This is a genomic window from Methylobacterium carpenticola, from assembly GCF_042748905.1.
Classification (GTDB): Bacteria; Pseudomonadota; Alphaproteobacteria; order Rhizobiales; family Beijerinckiaceae; genus Methylobacterium; species Methylobacterium carpenticola.
On record NZ_JBHZEO010000001.1, the window covers coordinates 5,578,117 to 5,593,286 of the forward strand.

Consider the following 15,170-nt stretch of genomic DNA (forward strand, 5'->3'; position numbering starts at 1 on the left):
ATGCCCTGGTCGAAGTCGACATGAGGAGGTCAGCGAATGAACGCTCAAGGCCGTCAACCTCAGGCGACCCGCACCGCCGATGGGGGCGAGGACACGCCGCCGGATCAGATCCGACAGGGATAGTGGTTCCAGGGCGGTTCAGCCCGGCGCGTGGCCGAGACGGCATCCCAAACCGCGCCGACCCTTCACGAGATCGAACCCTGGAACGTGGCCCCTGCCTTTCGAGGCCCGTCGGTCGTGCCGGCGGGCCTTCTCGCGCTCAGACCGACCGGGTGAGGCCGCCATCGACGCGGATGTTCTGGCCCGTGATGTAGCCGCCCCGCGCCGTGGCGAGCAGGGCGACGACCTCCGCCACTTCCGCCACGCTGCCGTAGCGCCCGAGCGGGATGCCGGCGCGCCGCTCCGGCTTCTCCGGCAGGCTGTCGATGAAGCCCGGCAGCACGTTGTTCATGCGGATGTTCTCGGGCGCGTAGCGGTCTGCGAACAGCTTGGTGAAGGCGGCGAGCCCCGCCCGGAACACGCCCGAGGTCGGGAAGGCCGGATCGGGCTCGAAGGCCGCGAAGGTCGAGATGTTCACGATCGACCCGGCGCCCTGCCGCTGCATGATCGGCGTCACGAGGCGGGTCGGGCGGACCACGTTGAGGAAATAGACCTCCAGGCCCCGGTGCCACTCCTCGTCCGTGAGGTCGAGGACCGGCGCGCGGGGCCCGTGCCCCGCGCTGTTCACCAGCACGTCGATCCGGCCCCAGCGCGCCATGGTGAGATCGACGAGGCGCGACAGATCGTCCACCGACTGATTCGATCCGGTGACGCCGACCCCGCCGAGTTCGGCCGCGAGCGCCTCGCCCTTGCCGGAGGAGGACAGGATCGCGATCCGGAAGCCCTCCTGCGCGAGGCGCCGGGCGACCCCGGCTCCCATCCCGCTCCCGCCCGCGGTCACGACGGCGACGCTCTCGGTCATCGGCGAATCTCCTCCTGTTTGCCGGGCCCGAGGCCTATCGCCGGCTGCGCCCCGCCGTCTACTGGCGCGGCCCGTCCTCCCGTATAAGCGGCGGGCCATGACCCGCCTGCCGCTCGCCCTCTGCCTCGTCGTCCTGACCCTGCCCGCCGCCGCGCAGGGCACGCTGGTGACGAATCCCTTCGCGTCGAACTATCCCTCGGTGCCGGTCCCGCCCTCGGTGCCGGTCCCGCGGGCCGGGCCGCCCGGGCCGGACCGGCTCGTCCTGCCCGGCGCGGTGGCGTCGGCCTATGCCGGCCGCTCGGCGGGCATCGCCCGGCGCCTGACCTGCCTCGACCAGTACCGCGCCAACAAGGCGGCGGGGCAGGGCAATGGCGGGCTCGCCTGGACCGCGCGGGGCGGGGGCTACTACGCCGCCTGCAACCGGCATCTCGGCGGCTGATCCAGGACGAGGACCGGACCACGATGCGCGCGCTCCACGGCGTCTTTCCCTATCTCGTCTCCCCGATCGACGCGGAGGGGCGGGTGATGCGCCCGGTGCTGGCGCGCCTCGTCGAGCACCTGATCGCGGCGGGGGTGCACGGGCTCACCCCCCTCGGCTCGACGGGGGAATTCGCCTACCTCACCCCCGCCCAGAAGCTCGCCGTGGTCGAGACCGTGGTGGAGGCGGCGGCCGGGCGCGTGCCGGTGATCGCGGGCGTCGCCGCCACCACCACCGCCGAGGCCGTGTCCCTCGCCCGTGCCGTGATGGCGCGCGGGGCGGATGGGGTGATGGCCACCCTCGAAGCCTATTTCCCGGTGCCCGATTCCGGCATCGAGGCCTATTTCACGGCCATCGCCGCGGCGGTCGACGGGCCGGTGGTGCTCTACACCAACCCGCATTTCCAGCGCGCCGACCTGTCGCTGCCGCTGATCCGCCGGCTCTCCGCCGTGCCCAACATCCGCTACATCAAGGACGCTTCCACCAATACCGGGCGCCTGCTCTCGATCCTCACCGAGACCGAGGGCCGGATGCAGGTCTTCGCCGCCTCCTCGCACATCCCGGCCTGCGTGATGCTGATCGGCGGCGTCGGCTGGATGGCGGGGCCGGCCTGCCTCGTGCCGCGCCAGAGCGTCGCCCTCTACGAGCGGGCGAGGGCGGGCGACTGGGCGGGGGCGATGGCGCTCCAGCGCGACCTCTGGGCGGTGAACCAAGCCTTCGCCCGCCACAACCTCGCGGCCTGCGTCAAGGCCGGGCTGGCGCTCCAGGGCTTTCCCGTCGGCGACCCCCTGCCGCCCCAGGCGGCCCTCGACGCGCCCGCCCGGGCCGATCTCGGCCGCATCCTCGCGGCGGCGGAGGCGCTTGCTCTTTAGGGGATCGGGGACCGGCCGGCCGGGTCGTGCCGGGCGGCTCGGGACATCACCCCGGTCCGGTGGGAGACGGCCCGTGCGGGCGGCAGCTTCGCGCGCTCAACGACAATGTGAGGCCGATCCAAGGGATGGTCCCGAGGCGCGGGAGCGCCTCCCGCACCAGCAGCAGGAGGATCGGTACCGTCGGTCTCGTGCCGCCACCCGGCGCCAACGCTCCTCACGGTCCGAGCAGACGACCTCGACCTTGATGAGCCGCCCCGGACTGCGCGATGCAACGAGGCGCCATCCCTCCCGGGGCGCGGCGGCCGGATGACGTCCCCGAGGACCTGAGCGAGCCGCAAGCAGACCGCGCGCTTCGAAGCGCGCAAGCTTGGCAGGATGCTAGGCAAGCAATAAAAAGAACTTCCTCCTCATTTCCAGTCGGACTCTCGTTCATCTGCTTGGATGAGGCTGGTCGTTGCAATCCAGATGCCGACTACTTGCTTTTGTTCACTGGAAGCGTAGCGTGGATCAATCGGCCTCGGACGCACCGCGTTCGAGCACGCCAGTCAGCTCAAATGAGGTTCCGGAAACGCAGAACACCAGCCCAGATCGCTGAGACAAGGAGTTCCACGATGGCGACGTTGTCACGAACTCGGCTCCTTCCGCTCGTCATGGCCACCTTAGCCATGGCGGCAGCCACTCGGTCGGCCCGAGCCGACACCGTGATGGACTGGAATGCCAAGGCCGACGCCATCGCCGCCGAGAAGCAGCTCGGACCATCACCTCACGGCCGGAATCTTGCCCTTCTTCACACGGCCATCTTCGAGGCGGTGAATGCCGTGCAGGGCCGCTACGCCCCCTACCGGCTGTCCCTCGTGACCCAACCGGACGCCTCCAAGGAAGCCGCAGCAGCCACGGCGGGCCACGACGTTCTCGTCGCTCTCTATCCCGATCAGAAGGAGAGCCTGAACGAGATGCTCGCTCGAATGCTCGCGGCTCTGGATGAGAATGTCGCGAAAGCGAAAGGCGTCGAGCTCGGGAAACGTGCGGCGTCCGGCATGTTGGCAGAGCGCATGGACGATGGGTCAGATGCCCCCGAGAATTACCGCCCTTATGCGGCGCCGGGAGCCTACGTTCCCACCACGATCCCGCTGTACTCGAACATCGGGCGCATGAAGCCTTGGGTGATGACGTCCGGAGCGCAGTTCCGTCCACCCCCGCCGCCGGCACTTACCTCAGAGACCTGGACACGTGACTACAATGAAATCCGGGAGCTCGGTGCTCGCAACAGCACCGTCCGAACCCCGGAGCAGACCAGCATCGGCCGCTTCTGGGTCCTGGCGGGAGCTCGCAGCTACAACCCCATCCTTCGGCAGGTCGCCCTGGCACAGGACATGGACCTTCTGGATTGTGCCCGCCTCTACGCGCTCGCCGCGATGGCTGGCAGCGATGCCCAGATCGCCGTCTTCGAGGCCAAGTACGCGTACGGCTTCTGGCGCCCGATCACGGCCATTCGCAACGGCGACTTGGATGGCAATCCCGCCACCCCGCGAGACGGGGGGTGGCTCCCGCTCAGCGACACTCCCATGCACCCGGAATACCCGTGCGCGCATTGCATCACGTCGTCCGCCGTCGCGGCCGTGCTGACCCTCCTCGTCGGCAACGAGGTCGGGGAAGTCTCGCTCACGAGCGTGACCGCGCCGGGCATCGTCCGCAAATGGACCCGCATCAGCGACTACGCCGACGAGGCCGTGAATGCGCGCATCTATGCCGGCTTCCATTACCGCTTCTCGGGGGAGGTCGGCCAAGCGATGGGACGTCAGATCGGAGACCTGACGGTGCGTACGCAACTGCTTCGGCGTCTTCCGTCCGCCGAGGCAGCGCGCTGAGAGGCGATGACCGACCGAAGGCCGCAAGCCGGCTCAGCGGGGCAACGATGCGCGGAGGTCCGCTTCGACCTCGACCCTGGACCGGACGCAAACGGGGCGGACATGGACGGTCTGATACGGTTTCCGGAAGATCACTTTCGGAAACCGTATCACGAGCCCGCGCGGCGCCTGAGCGAGGCCGGTTTCCGCATCGCGAAGCGATCATCCGGAAACCGTATCACGAGCCCGCGCGGCGCCTGAGCGAGGCCGGTTTCCGCATCGCGAAGCGATCATCCGGAAACCGTATGAGAAGGGCCGGGGCCCGCCCATGGCACGACCTGCACGGATCGGCCTCCGACCCTATCCCCGCCCCACCTTCCCGAAGCGCTTGAGCAGCCGGTCGCGCTTCAGCCGCGACAGGCGCTCGGTCCAGAACAGGCCGTCGAGCTGGTCGATCTCGTGCTGGAGGCAGGCGGCGAGGAAGCCCTCCGCCGCGATCTGCCGCTCGGTGCCGTCGAGATCCTGGAAGCGCACCCGCACCCGGGCCGGCCGCTCCACCTCCTCGTCGACGCCCGGCATCGCCACGCTGCCCTCCCGGTGGCGGGCGGTCTCGGACGAGGCCCAGACCAGCGCCGGGTTGACGTAGGTGACGAGCGGCTCGGCCGGCCCCAGCCGGATCACCGTGATCCGCAGGCTGAGCCCGGCATGCGGCCCGGTGAGGCCGATCGCCCCGTGCGCCGCCAGCGTCTCGGCGAGGTCGGCGGCGGCGGTGCTCACGGCGGGGTCGGGCAGGGCGGCGGGCGGCACCGCCTGGCGCAGGCGCGGATCGGGATAGCGCAGGAGGGACAGGACCGGCACGGGGACCTCAGCGCGTGTGCAGTTCCGAGGGCCACAGGCCGGCGCGCTCGACCCCGACGATGAGCAGCACCACCGCGAGGGTGATGGCGACGATGACCAGCATGGTGCGGCCCGGCGTCCCCCGGCTCACCAGGAACAGCACGAGGAGGAGGGAGACGATGGAGGCGACGATCATGCGGGTCTCCGGGCCGGGGCGCAGGGACGCGCCGGGTCCGTCGGGGAGATAGGGGAGCGGCCGCCCCGGGGCGCGGACCTCACCGCGACGCGAGGGACCGCCAGCGCGGGCCGAGCGCGGTCCAGGCCCGCCGCAGCCGCTGGCGGAACGGGCGCATCCCGCTGCGCATCAGGTCGCGGCCGCAGCGGATCGCCGCCTCCTGGCTGAACTGGAAGGCGATCTCGGTGTTCTCCGCCACCGTGAGGGCGAGGGCCGGCCGCCCCGGGGCGAGGTTGCCCGCCGTCCAGCGCAGGACCGGGAAGAAGCAGTTCTCGACCCGCGTTCCGGGCGCCACCGGGTGATCCCGGTCGGTCGCCACCGAGGCGGTGGCGATGAGCGCGAGGCCGAGATCCGTCGCCTCGGCCGGGCTCAGCCGGACCGGGTAGTCGCGCGGGCCGAAGCGCACCACGAGGTCGACCGCCTCCGGCCCCGCCGCCGTCACGGAGAAGCCGATATCCGGGCGCGGGGGAGCCTCCGGCTCCGGGGCCGCCTGCGTCGCGCGTTCCGAGTCCATGCCGCGGATCCTCCGTCGAGGCCGGAACCTCCCTCACCCGAGCCATATCGCCACGCTCGCCGCCCCCGCAAGCCGGCGCGCGCGCCGCTGCTCTCGACTGCGGCGTTGCTTGTGGCCGGCCGGGGCGAAGGCGCGAAGATTGGTGCGGCCAAGCCGGCTCTGCCGCCGTGCAAGACGAGGGCGTCGCGGCCGGCACCCGAGAATCAAGTCTGATCCTGTCAAGGCGAAAGAAAGGCTTCTTGGCCGTTTCCCGCCCCGTCATCGCCACATTTGCCATCGAGCTTAACGGAAAGCGTGACCGCAAGCTTCGGGGGTTGCATGCAGCGATCGCGAACGATGTCTCTGGCCGCCGGCTTGGCGGTCCTGGTCTGTGCGCCGCATCTGGGCGGCTGCGGGGTGGTGAATCCCGGCTTCGACTCGGTGGCGAGCACCGGCTCGCTGCCGAACGGCAAGCGGCTGGCCGCCGTCACGACGGCCGACCGCGACTGCCTGGCCCGGGCGATGTATTTCGAGTCCAACCGCTCGAGCGAGGACGGCCTGCTCGCGGTGGGGACCGTGGTGATCAACCGGCTCGAAGCCCCGGCCTATCCGGATTCGATCTGCGGCGTCGTCGGCCAGCCCCGCCAGTTCGCGACCGGCGTGCTGCGCAAGCCGATGCGCGACCGCGAGCGGCAGAAGGCCGAGCAGGTCGCCGACGCGATCCTCTCCGGCCAGCGGCACGAGGCGGTCGGCAGCGCGAAGTTCTTCCACACCGCGGGCCTGCGCTTCCCCTATTCCAACATGCACTACGTGGCGCTGGCGGGCGGCAACGCCTTCTACGAGAAGCGTCCCCGCCACGACCGCGAGGCGCCGTCTCAGGCGATCGTCCGGCTGGCCCAGGCCCGTTCGCCGGCCCCGGCGGCGCATGTCACCCGGGTCGCCCGCAACGGCGGCCAGACGCCGCTCGCCGAACTCGGTCCGGCGCGCAACATCTGCCGCGTCGCCGCCGTCGACACCGCCCGGCAGGGCTGAGCCCCGGCGGCCCGGGGCATCGCTCCGCCCGGGACGCGGCGGCCGGGCCTCAGGCCCCGCCCCCCGCGCGGCCGAGTTCCACCACCCGCAGGTTGTTCGTCGAGCCGGTCGAGCCGAACGGGATGCCGGCCACCACGACGACGAGGTCCGGGCTCTGGGCGAAGCCCTCCTGCGTCGCCACCTCGGCGGCCTTCGCGACCATCGCCTCGTAGGAGGCGACATCCTCCGACAGAACGCTGTGCGCCCCCCAGAACAGGCTGAGGCGCCGCGACACGCCCGCATCGGGCGTCACCGCCAGGATCGGCACGCTCGGCCGCTTGCGCGCGATGCGCGCCGCCGTGGTGCCGCTCGACGTGAAGGCGACGATCGCCTTGGCGGCGATGGCGTCGGCGAGGCCGGCGCCGGCGGCGGCCACCGCGTGGGGCGGGCTGTCCTCCACCTCGGGCTCGCTCGCCGCCACCAGGGAGCGGTAGAGCCGGTGCTGCTCGGTGCGGCGGATGATGCGGTCCATCATCCCCACCGCCTCCACCGGATACTGGCCGACCGCCGATTCGGCCGAGAGCATCACCGCGTCGGCGCCGTCATAGACCGCGGTGGCCACGTCGGAGGCTTCCGCCCGGGTCGGGCTCGGGGCCGAGACCATCGAGTCGAGCATCTGCGTCGCCACGATCACCGGCTTCACCGCCCGGCGGCAGGCGCGCACCAGCTCCTTCTGCCGGCCCGGCACGTCCTCGGGCGGCAGCTCGACCCCGAGATCGCCCCGCGCCACCATCACGGCGTCCGACAGGCGCACGATGTCCTCGATGTGCTCCAGCGCCGAGGGTTTCTCGATCTTGGTCATCAGCCCGGCCCGCCCGCCGATCAGCCCGCGTGCCTCGATCACGTCCGAGGGCGTCTGCACGAAGGAGAGGGCGATCCAGTCGACGCCCAGCTCGAGGCCGAAGGCGAGGTCGGCCCGGTCCTTCTCGGTGAGCGGCGAGAGGGCGAGCACGGTGCCCGGCAGGTTGACGCCCTTGCGGTCCGAGATGACGCCCCCGGTCACGACCTCGGCCTCCAGGCCGTCGTCGGTCACCCCGGTGACCCGCACCCGCACCCGCCCGTCATCGATGAGGAGGTCCTGGCCGGGGGTGACCGAGGCGAAGATCTCCGGATGCGGCAGCGGGATCGCCTGCGCGTCGCCGGCCTCGCCCCCGCGCACGAAGCGCACGCTGTCGCCCGCCTTGAGCGTCAGGCGCCCGCCCGCCACCGTGCCGATGCGGATCTTCGGCCCCTGCAGGTCCTGCAGGATGCCGATCGGCCGCCCGGTCTCCCGCTCCAGGTCGCGGATCGCCCGGTAGACCTTGGCGTGGTCGTCGTGGTGGCCGTGCGAGAAGTTGAGCCGGAAGGTGTCGACCCCGGCGAGGAAGAGCGCGCGCAGGCGCTCCGGGGCGGCGCTCACCGGTCCGACGGTGGCGACGATCTTGGCGTGGCGGTGGCGTCGCATGCGGGAGGCTCCTTCGTGGCGTGCGAGGGCGGATCGGTGCGGCGGCCCGGCCGCCGGGCCGGGTCCCCCTATTGGTCCAAGGCCGCCGCGCGGCAAGGGGGCGGGCGGCAGGCCCCGCGGGCGGTTTCTCCTGGCCGGAAGGGTAGAGCGGGCGGCCCAGCCGTCATCCCCGGGGCCGGTATCCGACGCTGCCGGCCGCCCGCCCGCTTGACGCCTCCTCTGCTGCGGCGCACCATCATCCCTGACAGCAATGCGCTGATGTGCGACGGCGCCGCCACAGGTGCCGCGGGAGGGAGGCCAGCCTTCATGTTGTTCCAGCCCCCCGTCTTCGAGACCATCTTCTGCATTCCGGCCGCACACCGGCTGATGATCATCGGATCTCGCAGCCGCGGCGGACCGGCGGATGGCGTCCTCTGGTTCCATACGGAGCACGATGCGTCCGGAACGGCAATCGCGCGCTACGAAACCTTCGACGAGACCGATGAGGCGGGGCGGGTGCGCTGCGGCTGGCGCAAGTACGATGCGCGCGGGCGCCTTCTGGCCCGGCACGAGATCGCCATGCGCTGGTCGCAGATGGTGCGGATGAGTTCCCGCCGGGAGGCCGAGATCGCCCTGCGGGGCCCCGCGGCGGGACGGACGGAGGGGCCGCGGCGCGAGCCGCACGGGCTCGCGGCCTGAGCGGAACCGCATCGGTGAATTCTGCTTGGGTCCTTGGCTCCGCATCATTTTTGCTGCCGAACCGGGGCCCTTCCGCACCGGCGAGACGATGCTTGGCGCCGCGCCGTCAGCGGGCTGCGGCGGCGATGCCGACCACCATGCCGCCGCCATAGGCGAGGCCCGCGGCCGGGCCCTGGGACAGGGTGCGGGCCACGATGGTCGCGTTGTCCGGCCCCGGGCTCGCCGCGAAGACCGTGAAGGCCAGGGTGAAGGCCGCGAGGGTCGAGAGATCCAGGGGCATCGGCGTCTCCCGGGATGGAGCCGCTGACGCCGAGGCAAGGATGGTGCCGGAGACCGGCCGGCTCCGGAGGGATGTCGGGCCGGAGGTGCAGCCACCTCCGGCCCGTCCCGGCGTTCCGAGGCTGGGGGAACTCAGAACGTCGAGAAGCGGTAGTTCAGCCCGGCCCGGACGAGGCCGAATCCGGAACTGTCCCGGGCCGTGCCGTAATAGGCGCCCGTGGTGGCGTCGTAGATCGTGTCGCGGCGGCCGCGGTCGAGATTCACGTAGAGACCCTCGATCCGGGCGCTGATGCGGTCGGTGATGGCGTATTCGATGCCGCCACCGAGCGTCCAGCCGGTGCGGCTGGTGCCGGGCAGGGTGCCCGGATAGGTCCCGGCGAAGGAGGGCAGGCTGCCGCCGCCATAGGCGAAGCCGCCGGTGCCGTAGACCAGGATCCGGTCCACCGCGTAGCCGATCCGACCCCGCACCGTGCCGAACCAATCGAGGCTCGGGCCGATATCGTAGAAGGCCGTGCTGCCGACGAGCCCGGTGCGGCTGGGCCCGAAGGTGGTGCCCTGGATGTCGGCCTCGGCGCCGACCACGAAGCCCGAGCCGGGCATGAACTGGTAGGTGGCGCCGATCTGGCCGCCGCCGACGAAGCCGCTGCGCCCACCGCCCGTGGTGACGGTGCCGTAGGTCGGATCGGTGAAGCCGTCGCTCCCCGCGCCGAAGCCGTAGCCCGCGTTCACGCCGGCATAGAAGCCGGTCCAGGTGAAGGCCGGCGGGACCGGCAGCGGGGGCGGAGCCGCCTGGCGGGGCAGGTCGGCCGCGAGGGCCGCCGGGCCGAGGCAGGCGCAGCCGAGGGCTGCGAAGCCGAGAATCGATCGCATCATGTTGGGAACCGTGGTTGTGGAGGGGACGCGGCCACCCTGGGGGAGCCGCGGGCTGCCCGGAGGCAGGGCCGGCCCTTGGGGCCGGGGAGCCGGCGGGTCGCGCCGGATGAGGGAGGCGTCGCGGTCAGAACGCCCGGAGGATCAGCAGCGTCTGGAGCAGCACCAGGACGATGGCGCCGCCGACGAGCAGGCACAGCCCGATCAGCACCACCGTCTGGCCGCCGTCGCCGGGATCCGCCGCGTGGCCGGGCTGCCAGCCCGCGGATCGCTGCGGCGTCGGGAACGGCGCCCCGCGGTGAGCCGGGAGATTGCGACAGGAGCCGAGCATCACGGGCCTCGCCGCAGCGTCTAGCGGGCGGACGGGGCGGGGCGGACGAGATCCGCCACCGAGGCCGCGGCCACCGGCATCGCCAGGGCGAGGGCGACCACCAAGCCGCGCCCGACCATGGCGAGCGACGGCAGCGGCGAAGGGGATCGGGGATGGGAGCGAGCCATGACGGCCTCTTTCGTGGGAAATCTGACCACGGCGATCTTCTATGTGGGCAAATTTCCCACGTCAATCGGGATTCGCCGCGGCCGCCGCATTTGTGGGATTGTGTCCCACGCGGGCTCGGCTAGAAGCGATGGCGATGTCCGCAGCCTCTCCCCCCGTCCCGCCGGATGCGAGCCGCCTGCAGGCGCCCGTCGCGCGCCTGCTGCGCCCGCTGGTGCGGCTGTTCGTGCGCTGCGGCATCACCTTCCCGGCGCTGACCGACCTCCTGCGCGAGCTCTACGTCAACGTCGCCGAGTACGATTTCGCCCTGCCGGGCAAGGAGCAGACCGACAGCCGGGTGAGCCTGCTCACGGGCATCCATCGCAAGGAGGTGCGCCGCCTGCGCGGGGCGGGGGCGCCGGTGAGCGCCGTGCCGGTGGCGGTCTCGCGCACGAGCCGCATCATCGCCCGCTGGCTCGCGGCTCCCGAATTCACCGACGCGGCGGGGCGGCCCCGGCCGCTGCCGCGCGCCTCCGAGACCGAGCCCTCCTTCGAGAGCCTCGTCGCCTCCGTGACCCGCGACCTGCGCCCGCGCGCCGTGCTCGACGAATGGCTCGACCGCGGCATCGCCTTCGTGGACGAGGCGGAGCGGATCGTGCTGGCGGAGGCGGCCTTCGTGCCGCGGGGCGGCGGCGAGCAGCAGCTCTACTATTTCGGCCGCAACCTGCACGACCATGTGGCGGCGGCGGTGACGAACATCCTCGAGGAGAAGCCGCGCTTCCTGGAGCGCGCGGTGCATTACGACGGCCTCTCGCCCGAGCTGGCCCGCCGCCTGGAGGCGCGGGCGCGCGAGATCGCCATGGAGGCGCTGCACCAAGCCAACCGCGAGGCGCATGCCGCCTGCGAGACCGATCCGGGCGGCGAGGCGCGCTGGAACTTCGGTCTCTACGTCTATACCGAGGAGGCGCCGGATCCGCCCCGCGCGACGCCGGCCCCGTGAAGGATCCCCGCCTTGCGTGACCCGCTGAGCCGCCGCGCCCTGCTGCGCCTGCTCTCCGGCGCGAGCACGCTCGCGGCGAGTGCCCTCGCGGCGAGCGTGCTCGCGCCGGGCGTCGCCGTGCGGCCCGCGGGAGCGGCCGGGGACAAGATCCTCGACCAGGGCATCGGCGGCACGGGCATCCGGCCCGGGCCGGACGAGGAGGGCGACCGCGGCATCGGCGGCACCGGCGTGGTCGGCACGATCCGGGCCTTCGGCAGCATCGTGGTCAACGGCCTGCGCATCGCCTATCCGCCGGACGCCGCCGTCGCCATCGACGGCCGGCCCGCCACGGTGGCGGATCTCAGGCTCGGCCAGGTGGTGCGCACCGTGGCGCAGCCGGGCGAATCGGGCCTGTCGACCACGCGCATCGACGTGATGCACGAGGTGGTCGGCCCGGTGACGGCCGTCGGCCGCGACCGCCTGACGGTGCTCGGCCAGAGCGTCGCCACCCGGGCCGCCGCGGAGCCGCGCCGCTGGCGCCTCGGCGAGCGCGTGGCGGTGAGCGGCCTGCGCCGGCCGGACGGCGTCATCGTGGCGAGCCGGATCGATCCGGCGGGGGATGTCCCCGCCCAGGTGGCCGGGCCGGTGCGGCGGGGACCGGGCGGCGTGCCGCGGATCGGCGCCCTGCCGCTCATGGATCTCGACGCCGCCCTGATCGGGCGCCGGGCCGTGGTCGAGGGCACCCTCGCCGGGCGCCGCCTCGCCGTGGTGGACAGCCGCGCGGCCGACCGGCCCTTCGGCGCCGCGGTCGCGCGCGTCTCGATCGAGGCCTTCGTCGCCCGGGAGGGCGGGCGCCTGCGGCTCGGCTCGGGGCTCGCGGTGGCCGGCAGCGTCCCCGCGCTGCCGCGCGCCGGCGGCCTCGCGGTGATCGACGCCGCGGTCGGCCGGGACGGGCGCCTCAGCGTCGAATCCCTGCGCCCCCTCGCGCGGCAGCCGGAGGGCGGCCGGAGCGGACCGGGCGCGCCCGATGGGATCGGGCGGCGCGGCTTCGATGCGCCGGGTGGACGGGGGCCGGGCGGCACCGGGCCGCTGCCGGGTGGTCCGGGCGGCGATGGCGGCCGCGGCGCCCTGCCGCTCGACCGGCGGCTTCCGGGCGATGCGGGCGGTTTCGGGCCGCGCGGCGGCTTCGGCGGCCCGGGCGCGCCCGGGGGGTTCGCTCCGCCGGGCGGTTTCGGGCCGGGGGGCGCGGGACCGGGCGGTGGGCCCGGCGGCCCGGGAGGATTCGGTGGTCCGGGCGGCCCCGGGCCGGGGGGAGGAGGGTTCGGCGGGCGCCGCTGACGGAGCCCGCCGTGAGGGTGCTTCGAGGGCCGGCTTGAGCGGCCCCTCAGCCTGAGGGGCGCGGCGGGCGGCGCGGGCGTGCCGCCCGCCGCGCCCGGATGAAGACCCGCGATCAGGCGGCCTTCCGGCGCTCCGGATAGAGTTGCAGCAGGCCCTCGGGCGTGGCCTCGGCGATGCCGCGTTCCGTGATCAGCCCCGTCACGAGCCGCGCGGGCGTCACGTCGAAGGCGGGATTCGCCACCGGGCTGCCGGGCGAGACCACCTGGATCGTGGCGAAGCCCCCGTCCTGCGTGCGGCCGGTGAGGTGGGTCACCTCGCGGCCGTCGCGCTCCTCGATGGGGATGCCGGCGACGCCGTCCGTGAGGGTCCAGTCGATCGTCGAGAAGGGCAGCGCGGCGTAGAAGGGCACGGCGTTGTCGCGGGCCGCCAGCGCCTTCAGGTAGGTGCCGATCTTGTTGCAGACGTCGCCCGTCGCGGTGGTGCGGTCGGAGCCGACGATGCAGAGATCCACCTGCCCGTGCTGCATCAGGTGCCCGCCGGCATTGTCGGCGATGACCGTGTGCGGCACGCCGTGGGCGTGGAGTTCGAAGGCGGTGAGCGCCGCGCCCTGGTTGCGGGGGCGCGTCTCGTCCACGAAGACGTGGACGGGCACGCCCGAATCGTGCGCCACGTAGATCGGCGCCAGCGCCGTGCCCCAATCGACGGTGGCGAGCCAGCCGGCGTTGCAATGCGTGAGCACGTTCACCCGCCGGCCCGTGGCGGTGGCCGCCTCCGCGATGAGGCGGGAGCCGTGCTCGCCGATGGCCCGGCAATTCGCCACGTCCTCCTCGGCGATCCGGCCGGCCTGCGCGAAGGCGTGCTCCGCGCGGGCATCCGGCGGGAGCGGCCGCAGGGTCTCGCTCAGCCGGTCGAGGGCCCAGCGCAGGTTGACCGCGGTGGGCCGGGTCGCGGCGAGCATCGCGGCGAGGCGCTCCAGCCCGGCATCGGACGGATCCTGCCGCAGGCCCAGCGCCAGCCCGTAGGCCGCGGTGACGCCGATGAGGGGGGCGCCGCGCACCACCATGGTGCGGATGGCCTCGGCGGCCGCCTCGGCGCTGGCGAGCCGCCGGATCTCGAAGGCGAAGGGCAGCCGGGTCTGGTCGATGACGCAGACGGCGTCGCCGCCGGGCTCGGGGAAGATGGTGCGATAGGGGCGGCCGTCGATCTTCATGGCGATCCCTTTAGCACGGCCCGCGCCCGGAGGCGCCAGACCGCGACGGGATCGCTGTGCGAAAACGGGCCGGTGCCGGAGCGGCGGCCGGCGCACCCGGATCAGCGCACTTCCGCGACCCGCTGCTCGACCGTCTCGCGCGGGCGGGCGGCCACGGGCTGCGGGGTGACCGTCAGCTCGGAGGCCGGGCGCACGGCGCGGGTCTCGCGCGCCATCTCCCGGAAGAGCGGCGGGAACACCGTGACGGCACCGTCCTGCGCGGAGGCGGGAGCCGCGGCGGACACGACGAGGGCGAGGGCGCACGCGGAGAGCGCAAGGCGCATGGTCAGCTCCTTAAGTATTCTCTAGATGTGATCAAATTTAAGCACGATTTTTCGCAAGACACAAGGATCATGTTGCACTGCAACATAGAGCATTTTTGGCGATGACCTTGTGAACTATCGTGCAGGCCGCCATCATCCATCTGGGGGATGACGGAGAGATGTGGCGTGCGCCGAGGCAGCTATGGAGGCGGAGGAGGGGCGTTCTGCCTGGAATCACGGCAGGGGCCGGGCGCGGGTCGATCGCGGGCGCGACCCGGCGGGCGGTCAGTCGAGGGCGAGGCTGAAGGTCTCGCCCTCGTAGGCGTCGGCGCCGCGCCCGATCGCCGCGATGGCGGCGACCATGCGGCCGTCCCGGCCCAGGACCGCGTCCGCCATCGCGACGAGGCGCGCATTCGGCGTGGCCGAGGGGGAGGCGGCGCGCAGCGTCCGGGCGAGTTCCGCCTCGTCGCGCTCCGGCAGCAGGGCGCAGGCCGCGATGTAGGCCGCCGCCGGCGAGCGGCTGACGCCCGCGTAGCAGTGCAGCACCAGGGGCCGCGCCCGGTTCCAGGCGCGCACGAAGGCGATCAGCCGCTCCGCATGGGCGCGCTCCGGCAGGACGTGGCCGGCCAGCGGCGCCGTGATGTCGCTGATCCCGAGGAGGAGGTGGTCGTCCGGGGCGATCGCGGCCGGCCGCGTCACCGGCATGCCGGCGGTGACGAGGGTGACGAGATGGCGTGCGCCGCAGGACGCCACGGTCTCGGGCAGGCGCGAGAGGGGGCAGACGGTGAGCCGCGGCACGGG

At 72.9% G+C, this 15,170-nt stretch carries 18 protein-coding genes and 1 pseudogene; 7 read left to right on the plus strand and 12 right to left on the minus strand.

Going from position 1 to position 15,170, the window contains the following annotated elements; translation table 11 throughout:
* Positions 1–259: 259 nt before the first annotated feature.
* Positions 260–961 carry an SDR family oxidoreductase gene (locus tag ACE101_RS25765; RefSeq protein WP_379135838.1) on the minus strand — a complete coding sequence of 234 codons (702 nt, stop codon included), beginning with the start codon at positions 959–961 and terminating at the stop codon, positions 260–262.
* Positions 962–1,058: 97 nt separating this feature from the next.
* On the opposite strand from ACE101_RS25765, the gene ACE101_RS25770 reads away from it, so the two are divergent.
* The 3 genes from ACE101_RS25770 (at position 1,059) to ACE101_RS25780 (ending at position 4,179) form a co-directional block, all read left to right on the plus strand.
* Positions 1,059–1,400 (plus strand): hypothetical protein, encoded by a 342-nt coding sequence (locus tag ACE101_RS25770; protein WP_379135840.1) that lies wholly within the window; start codon positions 1,059–1,061, stop codon positions 1,398–1,400.
* A 23-nt stretch (positions 1,401–1,423) separates the two neighbouring features.
* Positions 1,424–2,311 carry a dihydrodipicolinate synthase family protein gene (locus tag ACE101_RS25775; RefSeq protein WP_379135842.1) on the plus strand — a complete coding sequence of 296 codons (888 nt, stop codon included), beginning with the start codon at positions 1,424–1,426 and terminating at the stop codon, positions 2,309–2,311.
* Between the two features lie 611 nt (positions 2,312–2,922).
* Positions 2,923–4,179, plus strand: coding sequence for a vanadium-dependent haloperoxidase (locus ACE101_RS25780; RefSeq protein WP_379135845.1), 1,257 nt, complete (start codon positions 2,923–2,925; stop codon positions 4,177–4,179).
* 339 nt (positions 4,180–4,518) lie between these two features.
* Here ACE101_RS25780 and ACE101_RS25785 read toward each other — a convergent pair whose 3' ends face one another.
* The 3 genes from ACE101_RS25785 to ACE101_RS25795 all read right to left on the minus strand — a co-directional run bounded on the left by ACE101_RS25785 (position 4,519) and on the right by ACE101_RS25795 (position 5,744).
* Entirely contained in the window at positions 4,519–5,016 is a 498-nt protein-coding gene (locus tag ACE101_RS25785) for a peptide deformylase (protein ID WP_379135847.1), read from the minus strand.
* 7 nt (positions 5,017–5,023) lie between these two features.
* Positions 5,024–5,191, minus strand: coding sequence for a hypothetical protein (locus ACE101_RS25790; protein ID WP_379135849.1), 168 nt, complete (start codon positions 5,189–5,191; stop codon positions 5,024–5,026).
* 79 nt (positions 5,192–5,270) lie between these two features.
* Positions 5,271–5,744, minus strand: a complete 474-nt coding sequence (locus ACE101_RS25795) for a hypothetical protein (RefSeq protein WP_379135851.1) — start codon at positions 5,742–5,744, stop codon at positions 5,271–5,273.
* A 336-nt stretch (positions 5,745–6,080) separates the two neighbouring features.
* Between ACE101_RS25795 and ACE101_RS25800 the strand changes: the two genes are divergently transcribed.
* The gene (locus ACE101_RS25800; protein WP_379135854.1) at positions 6,081–6,755 is read left to right on the plus strand and encodes a cell wall hydrolase; all 675 of its coding nucleotides are present in this window, start codon (positions 6,081–6,083) and stop codon (positions 6,753–6,755) included.
* Positions 6,756–6,804: 49 nt separating this feature from the next.
* Here ACE101_RS25800 and pyk read toward each other — a convergent pair whose 3' ends face one another.
* Positions 6,805–8,238 (minus strand): pyruvate kinase, encoded by a 1,434-nt coding sequence (gene pyk, locus ACE101_RS25805; protein WP_379135856.1) that lies wholly within the window; start codon positions 8,236–8,238, stop codon positions 6,805–6,807.
* A 306-nt stretch (positions 8,239–8,544) separates the two neighbouring features.
* Here pyk and ACE101_RS25810 point away from each other — a divergent pair, with 306 nt between their 5' ends.
* On the plus strand, positions 8,545–8,916 hold the full coding sequence (locus ACE101_RS25810; RefSeq protein ID WP_379135858.1) for a hypothetical protein: 372 nt from the start codon (positions 8,545–8,547) through the stop codon (positions 8,914–8,916).
* A gap of 124 nt (positions 8,917–9,040) precedes the next feature.
* Here the strand turns inward: ACE101_RS25810 and ACE101_RS25815 are convergent.
* The 4 genes and pseudogenes from ACE101_RS25815 to ACE101_RS25830 form a co-directional block, all read right to left on the minus strand.
* Positions 9,041–9,190: pseudogene (locus ACE101_RS25815) on the minus strand (LysE family translocator); the annotation flags it as partial.
* A gap of 137 nt (positions 9,191–9,327) precedes the next feature.
* Positions 9,328–10,068 carry an outer membrane protein gene (locus ACE101_RS25820; protein ID WP_379135861.1) on the minus strand — a complete coding sequence of 247 codons (741 nt, stop codon included), beginning with the start codon at positions 10,066–10,068 and terminating at the stop codon, positions 9,328–9,330.
* A gap of 124 nt (positions 10,069–10,192) precedes the next feature.
* Entirely contained in the window at positions 10,193–10,396 is a 204-nt protein-coding gene (locus tag ACE101_RS25825) for a hypothetical protein (RefSeq protein ID WP_379135864.1), read from the minus strand.
* A 20-nt stretch (positions 10,397–10,416) separates the two neighbouring features.
* Positions 10,417–10,563, minus strand: coding sequence for a hypothetical protein (locus ACE101_RS25830; protein ID WP_379135867.1), 147 nt, complete (start codon positions 10,561–10,563; stop codon positions 10,417–10,419).
* Positions 10,564–10,697: 134 nt separating this feature from the next.
* Between ACE101_RS25830 and ACE101_RS25835 the strand changes: the two genes are divergently transcribed.
* Together ACE101_RS25835 and ACE101_RS25840 are read left to right on the plus strand one after the other, a co-directional pair.
* A complete protein-coding gene (locus tag ACE101_RS25835; protein ID WP_379135870.1) occupies positions 10,698–11,540 on the plus strand; it encodes a DUF6502 family protein in 843 nt (280 codons plus the stop codon).
* 12 nt (positions 11,541–11,552) lie between these two features.
* A complete protein-coding gene (locus ACE101_RS25840; protein ID WP_379135873.1) occupies positions 11,553–12,857 on the plus strand; it encodes a DUF5666 domain-containing protein in 1,305 nt (434 codons plus the stop codon).
* Between the two features lie 112 nt (positions 12,858–12,969).
* On the opposite strand, the gene mtnA is transcribed toward ACE101_RS25840, so the two are convergent.
* The 3 genes from mtnA to ACE101_RS25855 all read right to left on the minus strand — a co-directional run bounded on the left by mtnA (position 12,970) and on the right by ACE101_RS25855 (position 15,167).
* Positions 12,970–14,067: an S-methyl-5-thioribose-1-phosphate isomerase gene (gene mtnA / locus ACE101_RS25845; protein WP_379135875.1), complete on the minus strand. Its 1,098-nt coding sequence runs from the start codon at positions 14,065–14,067 to the stop codon at positions 12,970–12,972.
* Between the two features lie 101 nt (positions 14,068–14,168).
* Complete coding sequence (locus tag ACE101_RS25850) at positions 14,169–14,390, minus strand: hypothetical protein (RefSeq protein WP_379135878.1); 222 nt, start codon at positions 14,388–14,390, stop codon at positions 14,169–14,171.
* A gap of 264 nt (positions 14,391–14,654) precedes the next feature.
* Positions 14,655–15,167 carry a tyrosine phosphatase family protein gene (locus tag ACE101_RS25855; RefSeq protein WP_379135881.1) on the minus strand — a complete coding sequence of 171 codons (513 nt, stop codon included), beginning with the start codon at positions 15,165–15,167 and terminating at the stop codon, positions 14,655–14,657.
* Positions 15,168–15,170: the final 3 nt, after the last annotated feature.

What these genes read in the sequence shown, in the direction of transcription:
- ACE101_RS25765 (WP_379135838.1), bottom strand. Translation starts at nt 961, where the DNA reads ATGACCGAGAGCGTCGCCGTCGTGACCGCGGGCGGGAGCGGGATGGGA.
- ACE101_RS25770 (WP_379135840.1), top strand. Translation starts at nt 1,059, where the DNA reads ATGACCCGCCTGCCGCTCGCCCTCTGCCTCGTCGTCCTGACCCTGCCC.
- ACE101_RS25775 (WP_379135842.1), top strand. Translation starts at nt 1,424, where the DNA reads ATGCGCGCGCTCCACGGCGTCTTTCCCTATCTCGTCTCCCCGATCGAC.
- ACE101_RS25780 (WP_379135845.1), top strand. Translation starts at nt 2,923, where the DNA reads ATGGCGACGTTGTCACGAACTCGGCTCCTTCCGCTCGTCATGGCCACC.
- ACE101_RS25790 (WP_379135849.1), bottom strand. Translation starts at nt 5,191, where the DNA reads ATGATCGTCGCCTCCATCGTCTCCCTCCTCCTCGTGCTGTTCCTGGTG.
- ACE101_RS25795 (WP_379135851.1), bottom strand. Translation starts at nt 5,744, where the DNA reads ATGGACTCGGAACGCGCGACGCAGGCGGCCCCGGAGCCGGAGGCTCCC.
- ACE101_RS25800 (WP_379135854.1), top strand. Translation starts at nt 6,081, where the DNA reads ATGTCTCTGGCCGCCGGCTTGGCGGTCCTGGTCTGTGCGCCGCATCTG.
- pyk (WP_379135856.1), bottom strand. Translation starts at nt 8,238, where the DNA reads ATGCGACGCCACCGCCACGCCAAGATCGTCGCCACCGTCGGACCGGTG.
- ACE101_RS25810 (WP_379135858.1), top strand. Translation starts at nt 8,545, where the DNA reads ATGTTGTTCCAGCCCCCCGTCTTCGAGACCATCTTCTGCATTCCGGCC.
- ACE101_RS25820 (WP_379135861.1), bottom strand. Translation starts at nt 10,068, where the DNA reads ATGATGCGATCGATTCTCGGCTTCGCAGCCCTCGGCTGCGCCTGCCTC.
- ACE101_RS25825 (WP_379135864.1), bottom strand. Translation starts at nt 10,396, where the DNA reads ATGCTCGGCTCCTGTCGCAATCTCCCGGCTCACCGCGGGGCGCCGTTC.
- ACE101_RS25830 (WP_379135867.1), bottom strand. Translation starts at nt 10,563, where the DNA reads ATGGCTCGCTCCCATCCCCGATCCCCTTCGCCGCTGCCGTCGCTCGCC.
- ACE101_RS25835 (WP_379135870.1), top strand. Translation starts at nt 10,698, where the DNA reads ATGTCCGCAGCCTCTCCCCCCGTCCCGCCGGATGCGAGCCGCCTGCAG.
- mtnA (WP_379135875.1), bottom strand. Translation starts at nt 14,067, where the DNA reads ATGAAGATCGACGGCCGCCCCTATCGCACCATCTTCCCCGAGCCCGGC.
- ACE101_RS25850 (WP_379135878.1), bottom strand. Translation starts at nt 14,390, where the DNA reads ATGCGCCTTGCGCTCTCCGCGTGCGCCCTCGCCCTCGTCGTGTCCGCC.